Below are 21521 nucleotides of genomic sequence, written 5' to 3' on the forward strand. Positions count from 1 at the left end.
TTCCTTAATTAAAATAAATTACCACCAGACTTCAGCCTGTATGCCAGCCATGAATTCATCTTTACTGTCATCATTAAAGTTAAAATTAGACAATTCATTATCTAAGATATTAATGTACGTCCCATAGAATCGAATTTCAGGTCTTGAACCAAGGATACTCGTGCCAACTTTGAAAGCATGATACAGGGTCGTTTTATATGCCGACTCATCCAGCGTTATACCTTGTTGAGTTTTATTTTTCTGTTTAAACCAGCCCAATTCAACCCCAGTCTGATTCCAGGTATTCCAAATCCATGCAGGACGGATCACTGTGCGAATACTATCAAAATCGCTATGAGCACCACTTTCATAGCTATAAACATCTTCGCCATGTGAGTAAACGAGGGCATTAGCAACAATAATATTATCGCTAAGGTACATCTCACCTTGCGAAATCAATCGCCAGGCGAGGCCATTGGTATGATCGCCGTAGTAATAACGTCCATGAGCCATTGTGTTACTTGCGTCGGAAAAACTTGAGAAACTACTGGCGAAAGAATTATTAGCGACCTGTAATGTGAATTCATTAAAAGCATCACGCTCCATGTTCTGACGAAGAATAGAACTCAACATCCAGCTATCTTTCATCTCAAAATAGCTATCATCGCTTTCATTGTCTTCCTGCTGATCGGTTTTATTTGGACTGGAGTATTTGGCCATCAATGACAGCGTTCCACTCTCCCATAGTGGGATATTACGATAGCGAACATCTACAGAATTCGTGTTCATTTGGGTAGTATGTTCAAAGTCGCGTGAATAGACATCCACATCATCACGGCTTAATGAAATATCCAGCATACCAGGCCCTATCGCCCAGTTTTCAATGCCTACCCCAGCGGCCACATCGGTAGTTAATGTTTTCCAGTCCAGCATCTGGATTTCATATTGTGGTAATTTATGTTTACCAACCCAAAAATCCGCATCAGGCGCAAAAGGTAAAAAACCACGGGTAGTCAGGTAAATATCACTAAACTGCATGATATTTTCATTATCACTGTCACCAAACCAGGCATCATTATATTGTTCGCCAACATTGCCATCATAGGTAACGATAGCATTAGCAGTTTTACCATCCTGATTATAAACCCGTTGATTTAATGTCAGATCAAACCAGCCGCTCATTTCATTACCAAAACGCCCCAATGAGCCTGCGGCATACGTCTCAGGAGAGCCATGATTACCAGTCCCCCATCCCGATCGGAAATACCCCTGATAACTAAACCCTATGTCATCCTTCACGTACTTGCTAATATCTTTCAGCGTAACACTTTCAATTGTGGTTTTTTCTCCATTGCTATCAATTACAGCGACCTGCTGTGTTCCTTTCACCTGAGTATTCGCCACCGACTGAGCCAGTTCGCCATTCTCATTTTTTATGTTTTCAGCGACCGGTGATGATCCCGATGGGTTAGAAACAACCGTATTGCGATAATTATTTTCAACAACACTTTGCTGTAAAGATGCCAGCTTTGACTTGTACTTCCTTAGTTCATCTTTCGTTTTCTGGAGTTCATTTTTATTTGCAGTAAGTTCTGACTCCAGAAGTTCGAGTCGTTGCTCAACGGTTAATTTACCGGCCAGCACATCAACTGGACATAAAGCCAGACACACATATAACGATAATAGACTCACCTTCAATTTTCTTGAATTCATAAAACATCCTTGATAAATACAAATCATTTTCCTCCAATGTTTTTATTGGAGGAAATAGTATTAAGAGAGTAACTCTTTCCTTAATGAAATAATCTCTTTCGCCAGGTCCTGACACAATATTGCATTCATTAAATGATCTTGTGCATGTACAAGAATCAAATTAACCCGTATTTTTCCGCATCCTTCATCCTGACCGATTAAGGCTGTTTGAATCTTGTGAGCTTTAAGACAGGCCTGTTCCGAACTTTTCATCAATTGCTCTACAGCATTCCAGTCCTTTTCACGGGCACGGCTGATTGCCTCCATTGCATCAGAGCGTGCCTGCCCGGAATGTATCAATAACTCCATTACGGTCTCTTCATTTGCAAACATGAATCACTCCTGTCATTCCAGAGAAAGTAGATTGTTATTTATTCAGAAAGGGCAACATTCACTTTGTTAGAAGCAATAACAAAAGGTAAATATATTAATGTCGCAACGCCAAGACATAAAAAACCAACAAGTAAGGCTAGCCAGTTACCTCCCGTCCCCAGAAATGCGATTAATGGCCCAGGTGTTGTCCAGGGAACAGCATAAGCAACAGGAGGAATAATCTTCAGGGATACAAAGAAATAGCCGATTACAGAGTTAACAATGGGGACAAGGATAAAAGGCACCATCATAATCGGATTCAGGACAATCGGCAGTCCAAACATGACCGGCTCGTTGATATTGAAAATACCGGGAATGAACGACATCTTTGCCAGATCCCGATATTCAGCTCGCCGTGAAGCAATAAAAATTGCCAATAGCAGCCCCAACGTCATACCTGACCCACCGCAGTTCGCGAAAGCATCATTAATCGACGTCCAGGTGATGGGATAAGGCGCTCCCCATGTTGAACCGTGTTGCGCAGCCCAGGAAAGATTTTCCAGATTCGCTTCAGAAAAAACGGTTTCACGAATAGCCGATGTGGTATTGGGGCCATGTATGCCAAGAACCCACAGAAAGTTTCCGACGGCACCAAGGATAATCACCGCAAAGATATTCGTCCCCATGTGTTTAAGCGGAGCCTGAATCAATGTATAAATCAGGTCATTCAGCCCGGCAGGAGAAATCAGCGACAATAAATAGTTCAGCGCTGAAAAGAATATCATGACGAAAAAAATGGGTAACAGCACTTTAAACGATCGGGCTACCGCAGGTGGAACCGCCGCTGGCATGGTTATCGTTATTCTGGGGTTTCTTGCCATCCGACAAAAAATTTCACTGGTCAATAATGCAACAATAACTGCAACAAACAGTCCCTGCGCTCCCAGAAATTTTGTTGTTAAAAAGGCCTGACCATTAATCATCTGGTAAGGGGTATAAACAATAAAAAATGCTCCTATCGCGGTCAAACCACATAAGAGATCATCTTGTTCATAACTAATAGCCATATTTCTTGCGACGAGAAACGCAATCATTATAGACATTATGTTTACAGAGCCATTCATTACCGGTGTAAAGATGGCCTGAGCTTTTTCCAGATTAGGAAACAAGCTGTTAAGGTGCAATAACCCGGCAATAAAGCCATCTGGCGATAATATGGCAAAATTTATTAAAATAATTAGTGAACTTGCCATAATAATAGGAAATGTATAAACAAAACCATCTCTTACAGCGGCAACATGTTTTTGTGAGTTTAATTTTATTGCTATTGGCACAAGAAAGCGTTCCATCCCGCTTTCAAATGAGCGCATTAATCCCATTATAGTCTCCTGTAATTATCCAATATTTCCCGTAAATATAAAGAATCGTTCCCGACCGTGCGCTGCAATAATTTAATTACGTCATCCGCACTAATAAAAAATTGACAGACATTATCAGGAACAAATATTCAGTATGGGTATGCTTTATTCTTCAAGAAGTTTCATGACAAAATCAAGAACCGATTTACCATTCATCGCGCCATAATCTTTCATATCAATAACAGCCACCGGAATTTTTCCCTGAGCAACTGCCTCAATTTCTGATTTCTGGAAACGAACCTGTGGCCCAAGCAGAATGACATCTGCCTCATTATTTTTTATTTTACCTTTGGCCTCAGCAATCGCGAATGCATTTATATCAACTTCAATATTTACTGTTGTCGCATGTTCAATCATCCGCTTTACCAGCATACTGGTAGACATACCCGCAGCACAGACTAATAATATCTTTTTCATATAAATTACCCATTAATATATTAAATATGAATTATTGCGTTATTATAATATTTAATGCCAAATATACTTTTTGTTACATTGGTCACAGTAAGATATAAGTAAATAGGTTCAATTTAGGCCTGAGAAATGAACAACCATAAATAATCTTCAATAAAAAACACACAACCAATTGTTTTCATTCATATTCAAGAGGTGCAAAAGTGGTATTTCAGGATGTCGCCAGGATGCTTAAAGACAGTATTAACGGATATACATATAATGTAGGAGATCTATTACCGCCAGAAGTTGAACTTGCACAGCGCTACAGTATTTCCCGGAATACCTTACGGAAAGCACTACTTCTCTTAGAAGAAGACGGAATGATAGAGCGTAAACATGGCTCAGGGACATACGTAAAGCAGAAAAGCTTTATCGCACATGTAAATCATATGAATAGTTTTAGTGAGATTGCTCATAACAGCGGTAAAGAAGTTATTAGTCAGATCATGAAGTTTGAGCTTCAGACAGCATCCCCACTCATCTCCAGGGAGCTAAATATAAAACTTAATGACCCTGTATATTATATAAAGCGATTACGTATTATTGATGATAAACCAGCGCAATTAGAAGAAACCTGGCTATCGGTAAGTCGTTTCCCAAAACTCACAATCTCACATATGAAAAAATCTAAATTTTCATATATAGAAAAAGAGTGCGGCATCAAAATCATTGGCACCTTTGAGACGTTTTCTCCGGCATTTCCAACAGCAGAAATTGCCAGTATTCTGCATATAAGTACCAAAGATCCCGTACTGAAAATTCAAACGCAGGCGGTCTGCAAAAACCATCAACCGATTGATTACTCGATTCTGTACTCAAATACATTTGAATTTCAGGTAAAATATTTTTTACCGAGATAAGATGCGTATCGACGAAATAATCAGACAGGGCGTGCCTTCAGAAGAACAGATGCTCCGCCAGAGAATCCCTCCCCACATGCGGTGAGGAGGAAAGCGGCGTTAATCAGACGCCCACGCTCACGCTTTCAGGCAGCGTGCTGCCGCCATCAATCACGTTTTGCGTCCCGGTCAAATAGCTGGACTCATCCGATGCCAGAAAGGCCGCCAGTTCACCCACTTCGAGCGGACAGGCCAGACGGCGCATCGGGATCGCTTTCGCCATTTCGGTGAGTACCGATTCAGGATCGTCAGGATTAGACTGACGGGCGATATTTTCCGCCATCGGCGTACGGACATAACCCGGACAGATTGCGTTCACACGAACGCCGGACTGCGCATACTCCACGGCCAGGGACTTGGTGAGTCCGATAATCGCCGCTTTAGACAGGGCATAAGCCGTTTCGCCTGGATCGGCCACCATATCCCCGGTCACGGAGGACATCATGACGATACGCCCATCTTTGCGTTCAACCATTTCCGGCAGAACGGCTTTTGTGACGTTCCAGACGCCTTTGATATTAATATCGATATGGAAATCGCGATCTTCTTCGCTCATGTCGAGGAAGTTGCCCAACCGGCAAACACCCGCATTGTTGACCAGAATATCAATTTTACCTTCTATCTTTTTCGCGCGCGCCACTGCCGCCGCGACTGATGCAAAATCCCTGACATCCGCTTTGATGGCGGTACAACGATGACCGCGTCCGCCCAGCTCATCCGCCAGTTTTTCCGCCTCATCGGTGATATCCAGCAAAATTAAATTCGCGCCGTGGCGAGCAAACACTCTGGCGATCCCCTCGCCAATGCCCTGTGACGCGCCGGTAATCAATGCCGTTTTGCCCGTGAGTTTACCCATTTCAATGTTCTCCTTTTCAGTCTGTTGCAGCGCATAAGCGGTGCGTCTTATGCGCTACTCTCGTCTCCAGCGAAACTACGATGAAGCCTTACACTCCATTAACATTGAAAATACAGAAAAAACAAATAAGTGCTGCGGAACAGCTCACTAATTAGGGTAAATCTTACGTAAAAGTCCCTAGCTCCTGCCCAAAAGATTAATCAGCTCGCTGCTGCGCTCAATCATACGAAGCGACTCAACATCATTGAGCTGCACCATGCCAACAAACAGCAGATCGGTCACCGAGTTCTGCGCGGTTCGGGTGGACATAGACGAACTGCGCCATTCGGTCTCACCGGATACGGTATCCAGCGTGTAATCGGCCAGCCGCCGCAGCGGAGAGTCCGTCAAAGAGGTGATCGCAATCACCGTCGCCCCCTGCTTACGCGCCGCTTCAGCGCAAAGCACGATCTCCTTTTTCGACCCGCTGTAGGAAATGGCTATTTGCACGTCCCCTTCCTGCAAGGCCTGAGCAATGGTTGCCTGCACATGGGTATCGACCTCGCAGGCCACGCGATAACCAATTTTCATCAGCTTGAAGGATAAATCCCGTCCTACCAGCGCCGAACCGCCGACGCCCGTAATCTGAATAAGCCGGGCCTTGCTGATCAGGTTAATCACCTGCTTCAGGCGATCGAAATCCATCAGACTACAGGTTTCCTCCAGCGCGAACATTTTTTCTCTGTTCAGCTTACGGGCAATCACCTCCAGGCTGTCTTCACTGGTAATCGTACTGTGCAGATGCAGCGCCGTGTCATGTTTCTTTTCCCGGTTGACGCTGTACTCCTCAATGAGCGCCATTCTGAGCTCGGTGAATCCCTTCGCGCCAAGTTTCTGGGCAAATTTCACAATACTGGACTGGCTGACTTCCAGCTGCTTCGCCAGATTGCGGGAAGAAACGGTTTTTAGCTCGCTGACATGAGCCAAAAGAAAGCTGGCAATTTTCTGTTCATTTTCCGTTAACTCTCCCTCTGCATTACGCATTTTCGCCAGATACAACATCGCTCTTCCGCTCCCGTCATCATGGAATCATTAATTCCAACGCACTGTTCGCAGGATAACACAACGCGGGTGAGAATTTGATAGCCCTCACAATATTTGTATTACGATTCAATGATTCTATTGTAAATATTTTTATGGAATATATGATTCCTTACGTCTTTCATAGCAACAAAAAACTACACACAGAAAAGGATAATCATAATGAAACGTACTCTGAAGTCCCTGGCAATCTTTACTCTCCTCGCAACCAGCGCCAGCCATGCCGCCGTGATCTACCAGGCCAATGACGGATCGAATATCGATCTCTACGGGCGTCTCGGATTCAATATCTCTGACAAGAAATCAGGCGACACCTCGGGCGATTTTGACGCGCGTATCGGTTTCTCCGCCCGCCAGGCGATTAATGACAAGCTGGCCGTTATTGGTTTTACGCAGTATCAGGTAAATGCCGCAGAGTACGCGAACAACATCAGCGCGGAAAACCCGAATGACTTCACCGCGCGTTACGTCTGGGCAGGGATCGATTTTGCCGAATACGGCAAGCTGACCGGCGGGCGCGTGTCATCCGGCCTGATCATGTTCACGGATATCGGCGATGTGTTCGCCAGCTCCGATGTCGCAATGGCTCGCCAGGCAAACTTTGTTGACCCGACGGCGGTACAGGTTTTCCGTCAGGACGGCACCATTCAGTACCAGAACACATTCGGCAATTTTGATTTCTCTACCGCCTATATTCTGGGCAACAACACCTCCGATCTGGATTACGGTTATAATGCCGCCCTTCGCTATACGCTCGATATGGGCGATTTTGGCCGCCTCCAGCCGGTGATTGCCGGTCAGACAGAGAAAGCGAGCCATGACGATACATCCACGCTGTCGGATAATAATGTCGATAAGTACACCTTTTATGGCATCGGCACCCGCTACTACCTGGGCGATTTCATGTTCGGCCTGCTCTATGCCCAGGATAAAGTGACCTACCTCGACGGTTCTGCGGACAGCACAGATAAAGATTACGAAGCAACGCTGGTCTGGAACGTCAGCCCGGACTGGGCGTTACGTACCGGCTATCGCCATCTGAAAAATGAGGACGGCGACGGGCTGAAACTTCGCGATACCACCTTTGAAGCGCAGTACAAACTCACCGTTCGCAGTTCCATATTTGCGTCTTACTCCTGGCGTAATGGTGAAGAAGGGAAAAAACGGACGAACGGCAATGATGTCTCCTTCGGCGGCAGCAACCCGGCTGATGACTATTTCCACCTTGGCTTACGTTACGAATTCTGATTCCCCTTTTCCGGGAGAGTAAAAATGAAGAAATATTTTGTGTCCGCCGCAGCACTGTTGTTTTGCAGCCAGGCTTTTGCCGCTCCGCATCTCTTTATTGGCGATAACGTCAGCGTGCTGGCGGCCCGTTCGGCAAAAGTCAGTATTTTTAGTAAAGACGTGGCGCTGCCAGACGGCGCTCAAAAAATGGTGGTGAAGTTCGACAGTCCGGCAAATCCTGAATCGGTGAACAATAACCGGGGCCGCGTGACGTCTAACCCGTATATCATCTCGTTTAACGCTTCCGGCAATGTGGATCTGCAACTGTCTGCGGGAAAACCGCTGGACGAAAAAGAAGCCCGTCAGATGGCGCAAAAACCGGTATTCACCCTGACGGCGGCCGGGAAACCCGTACCGTTTGATATCAAAATTCTCGACCGTGACAGCATCACCGTGTTCACCGACCTGAGCGCCATCGTCAACGATGACAGCACGATGATACCTTCTCCGGCGCGCTCCGCTTCCCCGGCGGCGCCCGCCACTTCGCATGACCAGCTCTCCCAGCTACAGCAACTGTATCTGAAAGCTGACGACACCCAGAAAAAAGCATTCCTGAAATGGGCGCTAAACCTGTAAGGCTGTAAGTAATATGCAACTTGAAAATATGATTACCGAAGGTGTTAACCGCGCCTCTTTTGAGATTGACCGGGCTTCCACCCTCGATATGTGCCGCATCATTAATGATGAAGATAAAACGGTTCCACTCGCCGTGGAGCAGGTTCTGCCCGAGATCGCCGCGGCTATCGACATCATTTATGCGCAGGTCAGCGCTGGCGGGCGGCTGATTTATACCGGCGCCGGAACGTCCGGTCGCCTGGGTATCCTTGACGCCAGCGAATGCCCCCCGACCTATGGCGTGGAATCAGGCCTGGTTATCGGTTTGATCGCCGGTGGCGAGCGCGCGATACAGCATGCGATTGAAGGCGCGGAAGACAACCGCGAGCTTGGGGTCAACGACCTGAAAGCCCTCGCACTCAATGAAAGAGATGTGGTTGTGGGCATTGCGGCCAGCGGTCGCACGCCGTATGTGATTGCCGGTCTGGAATATGCCCGTACGCTCGGCTGCCGGACGATCGGGATCTCCTGCAATCCGGGGAGCGCCGTAGCAAAGGCGGCGGAGCTTGCCATCACGCCCGTTGTCGGCGCCGAAGTGGTGAGCGGTTCTTCCCGTATGAAGGCGGGCACCGCGCAGAAGCTGATTCTCAACATGCTGTCCACCGGCCTGATGATTAAATCCGGCAAGGTGTTTGGCAACCTGATGGTGGATGTTGTCGCCACGAACGAAAAACTCAACGTGCGTCAGGTAAATATTGTGAAAAATGCGACAGGCTGCACCGGGCAACAGGCTGAAGCCGCGCTGATGGCCTGTGGCCGTCACTGCAAAACCGCTATCGTCATGCTACTGAAAAACCTCAACGCAACAGAAGCCAGTCTGCGTCTTGAGCAACATGGCGGCTTCATTCGCCAGGTACTGGAAGAGGAATAAAGCGAATGGCAAAAGAAATCAGTAATGATCTCCTGAATACGATTATCTCCCGGGTCGGTGGCCCGGGTAATATTGCCACCTGCGGGAACTGCATGACCCGTTTACGCCTGGCGGTACATGACAGCGATCGGGTCGATCCGGCGATTAAAACGCTCGAAGGCGTGAAAGGCGTGGTCCTCTCGAATAACCAGGTGCAGGTCATTTTTGGCCCCGGTAAAGCGCAGCGGGCGGCAGATGCCATGAATGCGCTACTGAGCGATAACAGCGGCACCGTCACGCAGGCGGCAGATATCGCCGCCAAAACCAAAAGCCAGCTAAAAGCGAAACAAACCTCAGGCATTCAGCAATTCCTGTCGAAGTTCGCCACTATTTTTACGCCGCTCATTCCCGGTTTTATTGCTGCGGGTCTGCTGCTGGGGATTGCCACGCTGCTGGGTACGGTATTGCACGTTCCGGCCGATGCGCAAGGTATGCTTCCCGACGCCCTGAACTTTATGAAAGTGTTCAGTAAAGGGCTGTTTACCTTTCTGGTCATTCTTATTGGCTATAACGCCGCGCAGGCTTTCGGCGGCACCGGCGTTAACGGGGCGATCATCGCCTCGCTGTTCCTGTTGGGATACAACCCTGCCGCCACCACGGGCTATTTCTCCGGTATTGAGGACTTCTTTGGCCTGCCGATCGACCCGCGCGGCAACATTATCGGCGTACTGATCGCCGCCTGGGCCAGCGCGCGTATTGAGGGCTTTATCCGACGCTTTATGCCCGACGATCTGGACATGCTGCTGACCTCCATGTTAACCCTGCTGGTCACTGCCGCACTGGCCTACCTGATCATCATGCCGCTGGGCGGCTGGCTGTTCGAAGGGATGTCATGGCTCTTTATCCACCTCAACAGCAACCCGCTGGGCTGCGCCGTTCTGGCGGGTCTGTTTCTTGTTTCGGTGGTGTTTGGCGTCCATCAGGGCTTCATTCCCGTCTATCTGGCATTAATGAGTAGCCAGGGATTCAACAGCCTGTTCCCTATTCTTTCTATGGCTGGCGCAGGTCAGGTCGGCGCCGCACTGGCGCTCTACTGGCGAGCAGAAAAACACAGCGTGTTACGCAGCCAGGTTCGCGGGGCGATTATTCCCGGCTTACTCGGTGTTGGCGAACCGCTGATTTACGGCGTTACGCTGCCACGAATGAAACCGTTTATCACCGCCTGCCTCGGCGGCGCTGCCGGGGGGCTGTTCATCGGCTTAGTGGCCTGGTCGGGTCTGCCGATGGGCTTAAACAGCGCCTTTGGCCCATCCGGTCTGGTGGCGCTGCCGTTAATGACGTCCGCGCAAGGTATTCTGCCCGCAATGGCGGTATATGCCGGAGGAATGCTGATTGCGTATCTTGGCGGATTTATTTTTACCGCTCTCTTTGGCTGCCGTAATGTGAATCTGGACTAATACCATGAAAATGACATTACTTTTTGCTTCCCTGCTGGCGCTCAGTTGCACCGCCAGCGCCGCGCCATTTCCGGTATTGACTGACGCCGCGCCGGAAAAAGCAGGATTTAATATTGAACGGCTTAACGCGCTGGATAACTGGATAGCGCAACAGGTTGATGCCGGTTATCCAAGCGTTAACCTGCTCATTATTAAAGACAGTCATATTGTTTATCGTAAGGCCTGGGGTCAGGCTAAAAAATATGACGGCAGCGTCCTGATGTCTCATCCCGTCAAGGCAACCACTGACACCCTGTACGACCTGGCATCAAATACAAAAATGTATGCCACGAACTTTGCCCTGCAAAAACTGATGTCAGAGGGCAAATTACAGCCGGACGATCTTATCTCGAAATACATTCCCGATTTTGGCGATCGCCCGGGGGATGCGATTAAAGGGAAAAGCACGTTACGCATTGCGGATCTGCTGCATCATTCCGGCGGTTTCCCCGCTGACCCGCAATACCCGAACCAGGCCGTCGCGGGCGGGTTGTATTCACAGGATAAAGCCACCACGCTGGAGATGATCAAACGCACGCCGCTGGCGTACCGCCCCGGCACGAAACACATCTACAGCGATGTGGATTATATGCTGCTTGGGTTTATCGTGGAGTCCGTGACGGGCCAGCCGCTCGATCGTTATGTTGAAGAGAACCTCTATCGCCCGCTCGGTTTAACGCATACGGTCTTTAACCCGCTACAGAAAGGCTTCCGCCAACAGCAGATCGCCGCGACGGAACTGAACGGCAATACCCGGGATGGCGTGATTCATTTCCCCAATATCCGCACGACCACCCTATGGGGCCAGGTGCATGATGAAAAAGCATTCTACTCGATGGGCGGTGTTTCAGGACATGCGGGACTGTTTTCGAATACCGGCGATATTGCGGTACTGATGCAGACCATGCTGAATGGCGGAGGGTACGGTAACGTGACGCTGTTCAGCCCGGAAACCGTGAAAATGTTCACGCAATCCTCGCCGGAGGATGCCACGTTTGGTCTCGGCTGGCGCGTTAACGGCAATGCGTCCATGACGCCGACATTCGGCACGCTGGCCAGCGCGCAGGCATACGGCCATACCGGATGGACAGGGACGCTGACCGTTATCGACCCGGCCAATCAGATGGCGATTGTGATGCTGAGCAACAAACCGCACTCACCCGTCGCCGACCCGCAAAAGAACCCGAATATGTTTAACAGCGGGTTGATGCCGATAGCCACATACGGTTGGGTGGTGGATCAGATATACGCGGCGTTAAAACATGAGTAACCGATAAGGCAGGACTGCCGGGGGCGCTTCGCTTGCCCGGCCTACAAAAAGGCTCTGTAGGCCGGGTAAAACGATGCCGCCATCCGGCAAAAGAAATTACAGCGCCATCAATCTGTCCAGAGACGGTGCAAAGTAATAGCCGCCCGTCACTGGCTTCGTGAAGCGCAGCATGGCGTCACGCTTCCCGTCGGTATCGCCAAACATGCTCAGCAACTGCTGCTCAATATTGTACAGACGCGCGCAGTAAGCGCAGAAATAGAGGCCGTGGGTGCCGCTGGCCGTACCGTATGGCAGGCTCTGGCGCACAATTTTCAGCCCTTTGCCGTCTTCTTTCAGATCCACGCGGGTCAGGTGAGACGTGACCGGACGGTCATCGCCATCGATCTCTTCGTTGGCTTCTTTAGTACGACCAATCATCATCTCCTGGTCGTGAACGCTCATGCGGTTGAGTTGCGTCAGGTTGTGTTCCCAACGCTGAACGAACACGTAGCTGCCGCCCGCATCCACGCCGTCTTTGATGACCGCCACGTCGCGGCGAACCTCTTCTCCCGCCGGGTTTTCCGTCCCGTCAACGAAGCCGCTGAGATCGCGTTCTTCCACCCAGCGGAAACCGTGGATTTCTTCCTGCACCTCGATGCACTCGCCAAAAGCCGCCATTGCCGCCTGCGCGACAGAGAAGTTCACGTCGTGACGCAGTGAAAGAATGTGGATCAGCACATCGTACTGGGTTGCTGGCGCCAGACCTTTACCGTAAGGGATAAAATCTTTCAGCTCTTCAGCCCCAGCGCCGCCGCTCAGGGCGCGCCAGGTGTTGTTGCCAAATGCGACAACCGCGCCCAGATGCGCGTCAGGGAATTTCGCTTCGAAGGTTGCCAGTTTATCGGCAAACGCTTTGCTGGCCGCACGCAGGGCATCGACATCCCCTTTTACATTGGCTTCAATCCAAATCGCCGCGCGGCAGTGTTCTGGCAAAATGCCACTTTGAACCTGAGACATTGTTCCTCCTGAAAAATAAGAATGCCACGGCTGCGTGGCATTGATGGGCGTATTGTACCCGTTTTTTCAGCGAGGCGGTTTGTTCAGACGCAAATTAACGGCGCCAGATGATTTTGCTCACTTTCCAGTTCTTCAGCGTGTCGTCAGGAGGCATTAACCCTTCCGGGCCGTTCCACTCGCCGGAGAACAGATAGCTAATATGTTGACTGTCTTGTGCTTTACACTCGACCGACGCGCTGTCATCGCCCGTCGCTTTCTGGCAGTTACCGAAGGCTTTGCTGTAAAGGTCGCTAAACGGCGTACCGATTTCGACGCCTGCCTGCGATGGAATATCGCTGTCCAGCACATCAATACGGCTGATGGTTCCCTGGTCGCCATTGATAACCAGCGCAACCTTGTCCTCTTTCATCACTTCAAAAAAACGCACCACGTTGCCGTTCTGGGTTTTCATTCCGCTACGCAGGCGATAGTCGCCATCCAGCGCGTCAGTAATCGCTTTTTCATCCAGCGGCGTGGACGCAGTTAATGCCCCAACGCCCTGCTCAGTGACCTCTGTCGACGATCCAAACCAGTTCCACGGATTCGCAGCAGACCAGTTCACCGACGAGAGGGTTGAACAGCCGCTCAGCACCAGCGGCATTGCGCATAAAATCAAACGCAGCGATTTCATCTCACTTCCTTTCTTTATTAATCAACGTTGTTTGGAGTCCGGTTTCGCCAAAAAGTGCCGTTATTCTTTTACCGGTGCAAAGCAGGCGCGTAAACGACGGTTAGAGAGCAACCAGATAAGCGCGACAATATCGGCCACCACCAGCGCCAGCCCGATGCCGTTTACCGGTTCACCGTACAGCCACAGCACCGGTTGCCAGCAGAGCAGAACGCCCTGCGCCAGAATCAACAAACCGCGCAGCCCGCGCCACAGCACCGGGAAAGCGTCGCGCCGCCCGCTCAGTAAAAACGCCAGTACCGCCGGGACGCCGGGCAACAACCCCAGCCAGAACGTATCGTGATCGGGATAAAACAGATTCAGCAGCGTATCGCCCTGCTCGCGGGAGGAGCCAGCAATCACAAACAGCACCCAGGTACGCGCCTGAAGCAGCAGCACGCACCAGAACAGAAAAGGCAGGCGCAAGCGCCCATGACCGTCGTAGTCAGCAGGATGAAACTCAGTACTCTTCATCTTCAATCAGACGCTTGCCCAGACTTAACGCGTCCGAATGTTCATAACCCAGGCGCTCGTACATGCCCAGTACAATGTCGTTGTCTTCCCGCACCATGATTTGGATTTTCGGGCAGCCGCGAGCAATGAGCTTTTTCTCCAGCCGGTTCAACAGCGCGTTGGCGATGCCACGACCGCGAAACTCCGGGTGTACGCCAAGATAATAGGCAGAACCCCGATGGCCGTCATAGCCGCCCATGACCGTACCGACCACCTCGCCATTCACCTCAGCAACCAGGAACAGGCTGACGTCATGGTTCAGCTTACGTTCGATATCCATTTCAGGATCGTTCCACGGACGCAGCAAATCGCAGCGCTCCCAGAGGGTGATCACCTCTTCGAAATCTTCCTGGCGAAAAACGCGTATCTCCATGGTATTGAGACCCTTTTCAAGGTTAAAACTCCGATTATGGCGCGAACGACTGATTTAGCCAATATCTGACGCGAAACGGCGAAAAAAATGGCATAATGACGGATTGTCACGTATTGAAATGAAAAGTAAAACAATTCTCATCACGAACAGTCGTAACGGATTACGCGATACGATATAACATCTGGAACTCAATTTTCACAACTCAGGCTGTATGAGCACTTTTAAACCCTTAAAAACTCTCACATCGCGCCGCCAGGTGCTGAAAGCCGGGCTGGCGGCTCTGACGCTGTCGGGCATGTCGCACGCCATCGCTAAAGAAGAAGCGCTAAAGACCAGTAATGGTCACAGCAAACCGAAGGCCAAAAAAGCAGGCGCCAGACGCATTGTTGTTCTCGACCCCGGCCACGGCGGTATCGACACCGGCGCGATTGGTCGCAACGGCTCGAAGGAAAAACACGTCGTGCTGGAGATCGCCAAAAACGTGCGCGCGATTTTGCGCAACCAGGGGATTGATGCGCGCCTGACACGCACGGGCGACACCTTTATTCCCCTGTACGATCGCGTGGAAATCGCCCACAAGCACGGCGCGGATCTGTTTATGTCCATCCACGCAGATGGTTTTACCAACCCCAGCGCCGCAGGGGCCTCGGTGTTTGCGCTTTCTAATCGCGGCGCCAGTAGCGCCATGGCGAAATACCTCTCCGACCGTGAAAACCGCGCCGATGAAGTCGCGGGGAAAAAAGCGACCGATAAAGATCATCTGTTGCAGCAGGTGTTGTTCGATCTGGTGCAAACCGACACCATCAAAAACAGCCTGACGCTGGGATCGCATATTCTTAAGAAGATCAAGCCAGTGCATCGTCTGCACAGTCGCAATACGGAACAGGCGGCGTTTGTGGTGCTAAAATCACCGTCAATTCCCTCCGTACTGGTAGAAACCTCATTTATCACCAACCCGGAAGAGGAGCGTCTGTTAGGCACCACCGCATTCCGGCAGAAAATCGCCACCGCGATAGCCAATGGCGTGATCAGTTATTTCCACTGGTTTGATAACCAGAAAGCACACTCGAAGAAACGGTAATCATGAAACCCGATGCACAACGCGTAAAACAGTTCCTGCTCAGCCTTCAGGATGATATTTGCCAGCAGTTAGCCGCCGTTGATGGCGCTGATTTTGTTGAAGATAGCTGGCAGCGCGACGCGGGTGGCGGCGGGCGCAGCCGGGTACTGCGTAACGGCGGTGTCTTTGAGCAGGCTGGGGTAAATTTCTCCCATGTTCACGGCGACGCGATGCCCGCCTCCGCGACGGCACACCGCCCGGAGCTGGCTGGGCGCAGTTTTGAAGCGATGGGCGTATCGCTGGTGGTGCATCCGTTGAATCCGTACATTCCAACCAGCCATGCCAATGTTCGCTTTTTTATTGCGGAGAAGCCCGGCGCGGAGCCGGTCTGGTGGTTTGGCGGCGGTTTCGACCTGACGCCCTATTACGCGTTTGAAGAGGATGCCATTCACTGGCACCGCACGGCGCGGGATCTATGCCAGCCCTACGGCGAGAACGTCTATCCGCGCTATAAAAAATGGTGCGACGATTACTTTTTCCTGAAGCATCGCGATGAGCAGCGCGGCATCGGCGGGCTTTTCTTCGACGATCTGAACACGCCTGATTTCGACAGCTGCTTTCGCTTTATGCAGGCGGTAGGCAAAGGCTATACCGATGCTTTTCTGCCAATTGTCGAGCGGCGTAAAGCAATGGCCTGGGGCGAGCGCGAACGTCATTTCCAGCTTTATCGCCGGGGCCGCTATGTGGAGTTTAATCTGGTGTGGGATCGCGGCACGCTGTTTGGCCTGCAAACGGGCGGACGCACCGAGTCCATTTTGATGTCGATGCCGCCGCTGGTGCGCTGGGAGTACGACTGGCAGCCGGAAGAGGGCAGCCCGGAAGCGGCGCTGAGCGAATTTATCAAAGTCCGCGACTGGGTATAATTTACCTGGCCGCGTTTTGCCTGATGACGGCTAACGCCTTATCCGGCCTACAACTGCAACGGTAGCGCCCGTAGGCCGGATAAGACGCAAAGCGTCGCATCCGGCACAATAATGTCATCACATCCACTGGCGCATACGCTGATGCAGCGTCAGCGACGGTTTTTCGGCAAACAGCTGCTGGTAATCGGTCGCGAACTGCCCCAGATGCCAGAACCCCCACTGCATTGCCGCCTCTTTGACCGTCGAACTTTGCGACCACGGGCTGATCAGCTCCCGCCGCACCGCGTTTAATCGAATCCGCTTCAGCCACGCGTTCGGGCCAATCCCCAGAATCGCGTGAAACGCGTTTTGCAACGTGCGGCGGCTGACGTGCAGCTGATTGCACAGATCGAGTACCGTCAGCGGCTCCGACATATTCTCCAGCACGTATTCCCGCGCGCGGGACAGCAATTTTCGATAGCTCTGATGGCTGACGCTTTCTGCCGTTATAATCGGCTGCGCTTCTTCCAGCATCGTCCCCATCGCCAGCAGCAGGTTATCCCCCAGCACTTTACGCACCGCATGCTGATGCAGGTTTTCCGGGTTCTCGCTGAACGTCGCCAGCGCCTGCTGGACAAAGCCCCACAGCGCCGCTTTATGCTGCTCTTTCACCTCCAGCGCAGACTGGTTACGCAGCATATGCAGCACCCTTTCCGGGTGATGCAGGAAATTGGCCTGCCGGGTAAGCACCTCCTCCGAGATAACCACGCCGAGGATGGTGTAATCATCCGGCGTGCTCAGCTCAAACTCCGTCCCGCCCGGGCGGGTGGCGATCTCCGCGCTGCCAATGCACTGCGTGCCGATAAAACCTTGCTCGCCGCGCGTTGCCGGAATACCGAACCAGAAGGAGTTCGGCCAGACCAGGCAAGACTGACGCAGCGCCAGACCGGTGTACTCACGGAACACCTGAATTTCATCCAGCAGGATTTCCGTGAATTCCCCATGAAATTTACCGGGATGCAGCTGATCGTAAATCTGCTGCCAGGCGGTTATCGTCAGGGCGTGTTCATAGACGTCCGTTGTCAGCCGCTGGTGAACATTATCCACCTCAACCAGAGGCGTAAGTTTAACGTCTTCGGGTAACGCTTCATGATAAAGATGGTGCAAGTTTGCTGTACGAGTCTTTTTCATGATCTTCAAAGCCGGGGCGCAACGTCCCCGGCACCTCCGACAGGTTATACTTTCTTCAGACGATAGCGACTACTGCGTTTACGCAACGCCCCGTCAGAAAAGAGTTGCTCCAGCGCATTTCTGGCGCGCTCCAGTGACCAGCCAAAATGCGCGGCCACCTCCCCTGCCGTCATTCCCTGACGTACTGATGCTAATAACGCCAACAGCGCTTCTGAGGATTCAGAGGTAACAGGCGCATCTGGCGTCCTTCCGACTTTCGTTGGCTGGCGCTTAAAGCCGCCGATCAGCCACTGGGTGTCGTCTTCCGGCCGCCCAATTTCTTTGCGGCTGATAACACGGCCCGTGCGTTGTGCTGCGGCGCTTCCGGCATCCAGCGCCGCGCGACACGCCGCCAGATCGCCCTCCACCACCAGCGTCAGCCTGCCGGGATCGAGCACTTCGTGGCTGAGCAATCGCACATTGGCGGCTTTCAGCATGGCGTCCGCCGCATCAACGGCGGCAACCATGCCATCCACTTCCAGTAATCCCAGTGCATTGATCATCGCTACCTCTCTTACGCGCGCTGGACGGGATTACGGGCAATATCCAGAACGGCATCGGTAAAGGCGTTGCAGGCGGCTTTACAGGCGGCCTGGCTCCCCGTTAAAAACGCCGCAGAGTAGTTGGTTTCTGACGGCGGCGGCACGTAGGTCACCAGTTGGACATTGGCGGATTTCATCGCCGCATCAATGCCAAACGTCGCTTCCAGCGGCGGCGCCACCAGATAAGCGATAGGATCGCCCAGCGCGATGCCTGAGGTTGATGAGAGATAAGACCCGGTACGCGAAACCACATGCGCCAGGAATGCAGTATCTTCCACATCGTTGGCCCACTGGAACGCTGCGCCGCCTTCAATATGCGCCACCATCGCATCCAGACCCGCCCGCACTTCCGCCGGGTTCGGGCCGCCCAACATAATCAAGACTTCACCGGCCGTCGGCGACGGCCCGTGGGCCGCTCCGGCATACAGTGAACGGCCATACACCACTTCCACCATCGCCTGTTTTGTCGCTTCGTCTGCCGCAATATACGTTACGTCATCAGAGTCTGCCGTGATGAGACCGAGGCTACGTATATGTGACGGTAATTTAAGCTCACGCGCGAAACCGTCATTCACCGAGGCAATCACGCGCATTGCGGTGACCGACGGTCGAATCAAATCTAATGCTGGCATGCTGCCTCCTTAACGGGTCATATTGATGCCGGATGCTTTCTGCTCCAGCATACGTTTCGCCAAATCCACAATTACCGCTGCGGCTTCAACCGGCGGCGTGCCGCCCTGGTGAATATTCGAAATACAGGTACGATCCGCTTCAACGGTGGTTGCCACCCGTGGTGAGTAAACCGCATAGCAGGAGAGGCTTTCCGACTGACCTAAGCCAGGACGCTCGCCTACCAGCAGAATCACCACTTTCGCGCCGAGAATTTCGCCGATCTGATCTTCAATCTTCACGCGGCCATAGCGTACAAAGAACGGCGTCCCGACTTTCAGCCCCGCCTGTTTCAGGCCAGAGAGCAGCGGCGGCAGGATCTCTTCATAGTTGGCGGTAATCGCATCCGTCGATAAACCATCGGAAATCACCACCTGGACATCCGGGCTGGCGACACACTGCGCTTTCAGCGCGTCAATGGCCTCCAGGCTCAGACGACGCCCCATATCCGGGCGGGTCAGGTAGAGGTTTTTGTCGCTGATTTCCGAACGCACTTCCAGCAGCCCCTGTGCTTTCACCCACTCTTCCGGCACCTCTTTCAGGACGGTATCTTTCGAACGAGAGTGATCCGCCAGGAAGCGCAACAGCGCCAGGGTGCGAGGACGTGGGCCAGCGCGACCGGTACACACGCGCGCAGCGGTGCTGCGGCGCAGTTCGGCCAACACATCCGCGCGATGCGGATTCTCCACGCCTACCCAGGCTTTCGCCTCAGCCGAACCTAAATCCAGCGCGCAGCTTTCCGCCGCTGAAGGCGCTGAAGGTGCGGCACATTGTTTAGCGCTACAGGCTGGCGCGGATTCTGCGGGGGCCTGCGGCTGCGACTCGCCCATTGACGCCATTACACTGCGTACAATTTCTTCAATCTGTTTTTGATCCATCGTATGTCATCCCCGCGTCATCAGAAGAACAGTGACGGATCGCCCGCCCGCTTGGTCAGGCGACCGTTTTCCATAATGCCCATCGTTTCCAGCCAGCGCTCAAACTCCGGCGACGGACGCAGGTTGAGTAACTGACGTACCGTTGCGGTATCGTGGAATGCGGTGGTCTGGTAGTTGAGCATGATGTCGTCGCCGAGCGGCATGCCCATAATGTAGTTACAGCCTGCGGTGGCGAGCAGAATCATCAGGTTTTCGTTGAGGTTCTGATCGGCGTCGGCGTGGTTGGTGTAGCAGCAGTCGCAGCCCATTGAGATGCCGCTCAGCTTGCCCATAAAGTGATCTTCCAGACCAGCGCGAATAATCTGCCGGTCATTGTAGAGATACTCCGGCCCGATAAAACCGACCACCGTATTCACCAGGAACGGATCGTAGTGCCGCGCCAGGCCGTAGTTACGTGCTTCCATCGTCACCTGGTCGGCGCCGAAGTTGGCTCCAGCCGAAAGCGCAGACCCCTGCCCGGTTTCAAAGTACAGGCAGTTTTCCCCGGCGATACGGTTGAACTCCGCGCCGACCGCACGCGCTTCATCCAGCATCGCCAGCTCCACGCCGAACTCTTTTAATCCTTTTTCGCTGCCGCAAATACTCTGGAAAATCAGCCCGCCCGGCGCGCCGCGACGAATGGCTTCAATCTGAGTGGTGACGTGCGCCAGCACGCAGCCCTGCGTCGGAATATTGAACTTGTCGATCACCCCGTACACGGTATCCAGCACGCGACTTAAGTTTTCCACGTCGTCCGTTACCGGGTTAACGCCAATCACCGCATCGCCCGCCCCGAAAGAGAGCCCTTCATAGATTTGCGCGGCGATACTCTGTACATCGTCACGGGTATCGTTCGGCTGCAAACGGCAGCTAAAGGTGCCCGGAATACCGATGGTGGTGTTGGCCTTTTTGATCACCGGCATTTTCTTGCCACCGTAGATCAGGTCGGCGTTGGAGCAGATCTTCGCGACCGCCGCCACCACTTCCGAAGTCAGCCCTTTACGCGTAAACGCAATGTCATCGACGGACGTTTCATCACTCAGCACATATTCGCGCAGCTCACTGATGCTCCAGTTTTTAATGCGGTTATAGGCCGTTTCATTGACGTCGTCCTGAATCAGACGCGTCACGCAGTCCTCTTCATAGGAAATCACCGGGTTGTTGCGAATATCCGCCACCGACATTTCCGACAACACCTGTTTCGCGGCAACGCGCTCCTGTGAGCTTTCAGCCGCAACACCTGCCAGCACATCCCCCGAACGCAGTTCGTTGGCTTTTGCCAGCACCTCTTTTACATCCTTAAACTGATAAACATTGCCGAACAATGTGGTCTTTAGTTTCAT

23 protein-coding genes are annotated in these 21521 nt (G+C 52.0%); 8 read left to right on the plus strand and 15 right to left on the minus strand.

The window, feature by feature from the left end; genetic code table 11:
* Positions 1-18 precede the first annotated feature (18 nt).
* From OGW17_RS20525 to OGW17_RS20540, 4 genes are all read right to left on the minus strand, one after another.
* The gene (locus OGW17_RS20525; protein WP_071258014.1) at positions 19-1692 is read right to left on the minus strand and encodes a carbohydrate porin; all 1674 of its coding nucleotides are present in this window, start codon (positions 1690-1692) and stop codon (positions 19-21) included.
* Positions 1693-1752: 60 nt separating this feature from the next.
* Positions 1753-2064 (minus strand): PTS lactose/cellobiose transporter subunit IIA, encoded by a 312-nt coding sequence (locus OGW17_RS20530; protein WP_071258016.1) that lies wholly within the window; start codon positions 2062-2064, stop codon positions 1753-1755.
* Positions 2065-2102: 38 nt separating this feature from the next.
* The gene (locus tag OGW17_RS20535) at positions 2103-3422 is read right to left on the minus strand and encodes a PTS sugar transporter subunit IIC (RefSeq protein ID WP_071258018.1); all 1320 of its coding nucleotides are present in this window, start codon (positions 3420-3422) and stop codon (positions 2103-2105) included.
* A gap of 144 nt (positions 3423-3566) precedes the next feature.
* Entirely contained in the window at positions 3567-3878 is a 312-nt protein-coding gene (locus OGW17_RS20540) for a PTS sugar transporter subunit IIB (protein ID WP_071258019.1), read from the minus strand.
* Positions 3879-4078: 200 nt separating this feature from the next.
* Here OGW17_RS20540 and OGW17_RS20545 point away from each other — a divergent pair, with 200 nt between their 5' ends.
* Positions 4079-4777, plus strand: a complete 699-nt coding sequence (locus OGW17_RS20545) for a GntR family transcriptional regulator (RefSeq protein ID WP_071258021.1) — start codon at positions 4079-4081, stop codon at positions 4775-4777.
* Positions 4778-4880: 103 nt separating this feature from the next.
* Here OGW17_RS20545 and ucpA read toward each other — a convergent pair whose 3' ends face one another.
* Positions 4881-5672: an SDR family oxidoreductase UcpA gene (gene ucpA, locus OGW17_RS20550; protein WP_071258023.1), complete on the minus strand. Its 792-nt coding sequence runs from the start codon at positions 5670-5672 to the stop codon at positions 4881-4883.
* Between the two features lie 177 nt (positions 5673-5849).
* Positions 5850-6713: an HTH-type transcriptional regulator MurR gene (gene murR, locus OGW17_RS20555; protein WP_012131355.1), complete on the minus strand. Its 864-nt coding sequence runs from the start codon at positions 6711-6713 to the stop codon at positions 5850-5852.
* A gap of 201 nt (positions 6714-6914) precedes the next feature.
* Between murR and OGW17_RS20560 the strand changes: the two genes are divergently transcribed.
* From OGW17_RS20560 to pbp4b, 5 genes are read left to right on the plus strand one after another with little or no spacing between them, the layout of a single operon-like run.
* A complete protein-coding gene (locus OGW17_RS20560; RefSeq protein ID WP_012131354.1) occupies positions 6915-8000 on the plus strand; it encodes a porin in 1086 nt (361 codons plus the stop codon).
* Between the two features lie 24 nt (positions 8001-8024).
* A complete protein-coding gene (locus OGW17_RS20565) occupies positions 8025-8615 on the plus strand; it encodes a DUF2057 family protein (protein WP_071258024.1) in 591 nt (196 codons plus the stop codon).
* Positions 8616-8628: 13 nt separating this feature from the next.
* The gene (gene murQ / locus OGW17_RS20570) at positions 8629-9525 is read left to right on the plus strand and encodes an N-acetylmuramic acid 6-phosphate etherase (protein WP_071258026.1); all 897 of its coding nucleotides are present in this window, start codon (positions 8629-8631) and stop codon (positions 9523-9525) included.
* A 5-nt stretch (positions 9526-9530) separates the two neighbouring features.
* Positions 9531-10961 (plus strand): PTS N-acetylmuramic acid transporter subunit IIBC, encoded by a 1431-nt coding sequence (gene murP, locus OGW17_RS20575; RefSeq protein WP_012131350.1) that lies wholly within the window; start codon positions 9531-9533, stop codon positions 10959-10961.
* A 4-nt stretch (positions 10962-10965) separates the two neighbouring features.
* Entirely contained in the window at positions 10966-12270 is a 1305-nt protein-coding gene (gene pbp4b / locus OGW17_RS20580) for a penicillin binding protein PBP4B (RefSeq protein ID WP_071258028.1), read from the plus strand.
* 96 nt (positions 12271-12366) lie between these two features.
* Here pbp4b and OGW17_RS20585 read toward each other — a convergent pair whose 3' ends face one another.
* The 4 genes from OGW17_RS20585 to OGW17_RS20600 form a co-directional block, all read right to left on the minus strand.
* Entirely contained in the window at positions 12367-13266 is a 900-nt protein-coding gene (locus OGW17_RS20585) for a Dyp-type peroxidase (protein WP_071258029.1), read from the minus strand.
* Positions 13267-13360: 94 nt separating this feature from the next.
* A complete protein-coding gene (locus tag OGW17_RS20590; protein WP_049009817.1) occupies positions 13361-13936 on the minus strand; it encodes an RpoE-regulated lipoprotein in 576 nt (191 codons plus the stop codon).
* Between the two features lie 60 nt (positions 13937-13996).
* Positions 13997-14446: a DUF2919 domain-containing protein gene (locus OGW17_RS20595; RefSeq protein WP_049009818.1), complete on the minus strand. Its 450-nt coding sequence runs from the start codon at positions 14444-14446 to the stop codon at positions 13997-13999.
* The gene (locus OGW17_RS20600) at positions 14433-14858 is read right to left on the minus strand and encodes a GNAT family acetyltransferase (RefSeq protein ID WP_012131345.1); all 426 of its coding nucleotides are present in this window, start codon (positions 14856-14858) and stop codon (positions 14433-14435) included. The genes OGW17_RS20595 and OGW17_RS20600 overlap by 14 nt, the downstream gene beginning before the upstream one ends.
* Positions 14859-15069: 211 nt before the next feature.
* On the opposite strand from OGW17_RS20600, the gene amiA reads away from it, so the two are divergent.
* Together amiA and hemF are read left to right on the plus strand one after the other, a co-directional pair.
* The gene (amiA, locus tag OGW17_RS20605; RefSeq protein ID WP_071258031.1) at positions 15070-15939 is read left to right on the plus strand and encodes an N-acetylmuramoyl-L-alanine amidase AmiA; all 870 of its coding nucleotides are present in this window, start codon (positions 15070-15072) and stop codon (positions 15937-15939) included.
* A 2-nt stretch (positions 15940-15941) separates the two neighbouring features.
* Positions 15942-16841 carry an oxygen-dependent coproporphyrinogen oxidase gene (gene hemF / locus OGW17_RS20610; RefSeq protein WP_071258033.1) on the plus strand — a complete coding sequence of 300 codons (900 nt, stop codon included), beginning with the start codon at positions 15942-15944 and terminating at the stop codon, positions 16839-16841.
* Between the two features lie 117 nt (positions 16842-16958).
* On the opposite strand, the gene eutR is transcribed toward hemF, so the two are convergent.
* The 5 genes from eutR to eutB are packed head-to-tail and all read right to left on the minus strand — an operon-like array spanning position 16959 to position 21521.
* Positions 16959-18011: an HTH-type transcriptional regulator EutR gene (eutR, locus tag OGW17_RS20615; protein ID WP_012131341.1), complete on the minus strand. Its 1053-nt coding sequence runs from the start codon at positions 18009-18011 to the stop codon at positions 16959-16961.
* 44 nt (positions 18012-18055) lie between these two features.
* Positions 18056-18553, minus strand: coding sequence for an ethanolamine utilization microcompartment protein EutK (gene eutK / locus OGW17_RS20620; RefSeq protein WP_071258035.1), 498 nt, complete (start codon positions 18551-18553; stop codon positions 18056-18058).
* Between the two features lie 11 nt (positions 18554-18564).
* Positions 18565-19224, minus strand: a complete 660-nt coding sequence (eutL, locus tag OGW17_RS20625; RefSeq protein ID WP_071258037.1) for an ethanolamine utilization microcompartment protein EutL — start codon at positions 19222-19224, stop codon at positions 18565-18567.
* 9 nt (positions 19225-19233) lie between these two features.
* Positions 19234-20139 carry an ethanolamine ammonia-lyase subunit EutC gene (eutC, locus tag OGW17_RS20630; protein ID WP_071258039.1) on the minus strand — a complete coding sequence of 302 codons (906 nt, stop codon included), beginning with the start codon at positions 20137-20139 and terminating at the stop codon, positions 19234-19236.
* Between the two features lie 20 nt (positions 20140-20159).
* Positions 20160-21521 carry an ethanolamine ammonia-lyase subunit alpha gene (eutB, locus tag OGW17_RS20635; protein ID WP_012131337.1) on the minus strand — a complete coding sequence of 454 codons (1362 nt, stop codon included), beginning with the start codon at positions 21519-21521 and terminating at the stop codon, positions 20160-20162.

Source organism: Citrobacter sp. CK181, assembly GCF_030333595.1.
GTDB classification, from domain to species: domain Bacteria; phylum Pseudomonadota; class Gammaproteobacteria; order Enterobacterales; family Enterobacteriaceae; genus Citrobacter_B; species Citrobacter_B koseri.

Coding starts and splice junctions, on each gene's coding strand:
- OGW17_RS20525 (WP_071258014.1), bottom strand. CDS start 1,692: ATGAATTCAAGAAAATTGAAGGTGAGTCTATTATCGTTATATGTGTGT.
- OGW17_RS20530 (WP_071258016.1), bottom strand. CDS start 2,064: ATGTTTGCAAATGAAGAGACCGTAATGGAGTTATTGATACATTCCGGG.
- OGW17_RS20535 (WP_071258018.1), bottom strand. CDS start 3,422: ATGGGATTAATGCGCTCATTTGAAAGCGGGATGGAACGCTTTCTTGTG.
- OGW17_RS20540 (WP_071258019.1), bottom strand. CDS start 3,878: ATGAAAAAGATATTATTAGTCTGTGCTGCGGGTATGTCTACCAGTATG.
- ucpA (WP_071258023.1), bottom strand. CDS start 5,672: ATGGGTAAACTCACGGGCAAAACGGCATTGATTACCGGCGCGTCACAG.
- murR (WP_012131355.1), bottom strand. CDS start 6,713: ATGTTGTATCTGGCGAAAATGCGTAATGCAGAGGGAGAGTTAACGGAA.
- OGW17_RS20560 (WP_012131354.1), top strand. CDS start 6,915: ATGAAACGTACTCTGAAGTCCCTGGCAATCTTTACTCTCCTCGCAACC.
- OGW17_RS20565 (WP_071258024.1), top strand. CDS start 8,025: ATGAAGAAATATTTTGTGTCCGCCGCAGCACTGTTGTTTTGCAGCCAG.
- murQ (WP_071258026.1), top strand. CDS start 8,629: ATGCAACTTGAAAATATGATTACCGAAGGTGTTAACCGCGCCTCTTTT.
- murP (WP_012131350.1), top strand. CDS start 9,531: ATGGCAAAAGAAATCAGTAATGATCTCCTGAATACGATTATCTCCCGG.
- pbp4b (WP_071258028.1), top strand. CDS start 10,966: ATGAAAATGACATTACTTTTTGCTTCCCTGCTGGCGCTCAGTTGCACC.
- OGW17_RS20585 (WP_071258029.1), bottom strand. CDS start 13,266: ATGTCTCAGGTTCAAAGTGGCATTTTGCCAGAACACTGCCGCGCGGCG.
- OGW17_RS20590 (WP_049009817.1), bottom strand. CDS start 13,936: ATGAAATCGCTGCGTTTGATTTTATGCGCAATGCCGCTGGTGCTGAGC.
- OGW17_RS20595 (WP_049009818.1), bottom strand. CDS start 14,446: ATGAAGAGTACTGAGTTTCATCCTGCTGACTACGACGGTCATGGGCGC.
- OGW17_RS20600 (WP_012131345.1), bottom strand. CDS start 14,858: ATGGAGATACGCGTTTTTCGCCAGGAAGATTTCGAAGAGGTGATCACC.
- amiA (WP_071258031.1), top strand. CDS start 15,070: ATGAGCACTTTTAAACCCTTAAAAACTCTCACATCGCGCCGCCAGGTG.
- hemF (WP_071258033.1), top strand. CDS start 15,942: ATGAAACCCGATGCACAACGCGTAAAACAGTTCCTGCTCAGCCTTCAG.
- eutR (WP_012131341.1), bottom strand. CDS start 18,011: ATGAAAAAGACTCGTACAGCAAACTTGCACCATCTTTATCATGAAGCG.
- eutK (WP_071258035.1), bottom strand. CDS start 18,553: ATGATCAATGCACTGGGATTACTGGAAGTGGATGGCATGGTTGCCGCC.
- eutL (WP_071258037.1), bottom strand. CDS start 19,224: ATGCCAGCATTAGATTTGATTCGACCGTCGGTCACCGCAATGCGCGTG.
- eutC (WP_071258039.1), bottom strand. CDS start 20,139: ATGGATCAAAAACAGATTGAAGAAATTGTACGCAGTGTAATGGCGTCA.
- eutB (WP_012131337.1), bottom strand. CDS start 21,521: ATGAAACTAAAGACCACATTGTTCGGCAATGTTTATCAGTTTAAGGAT.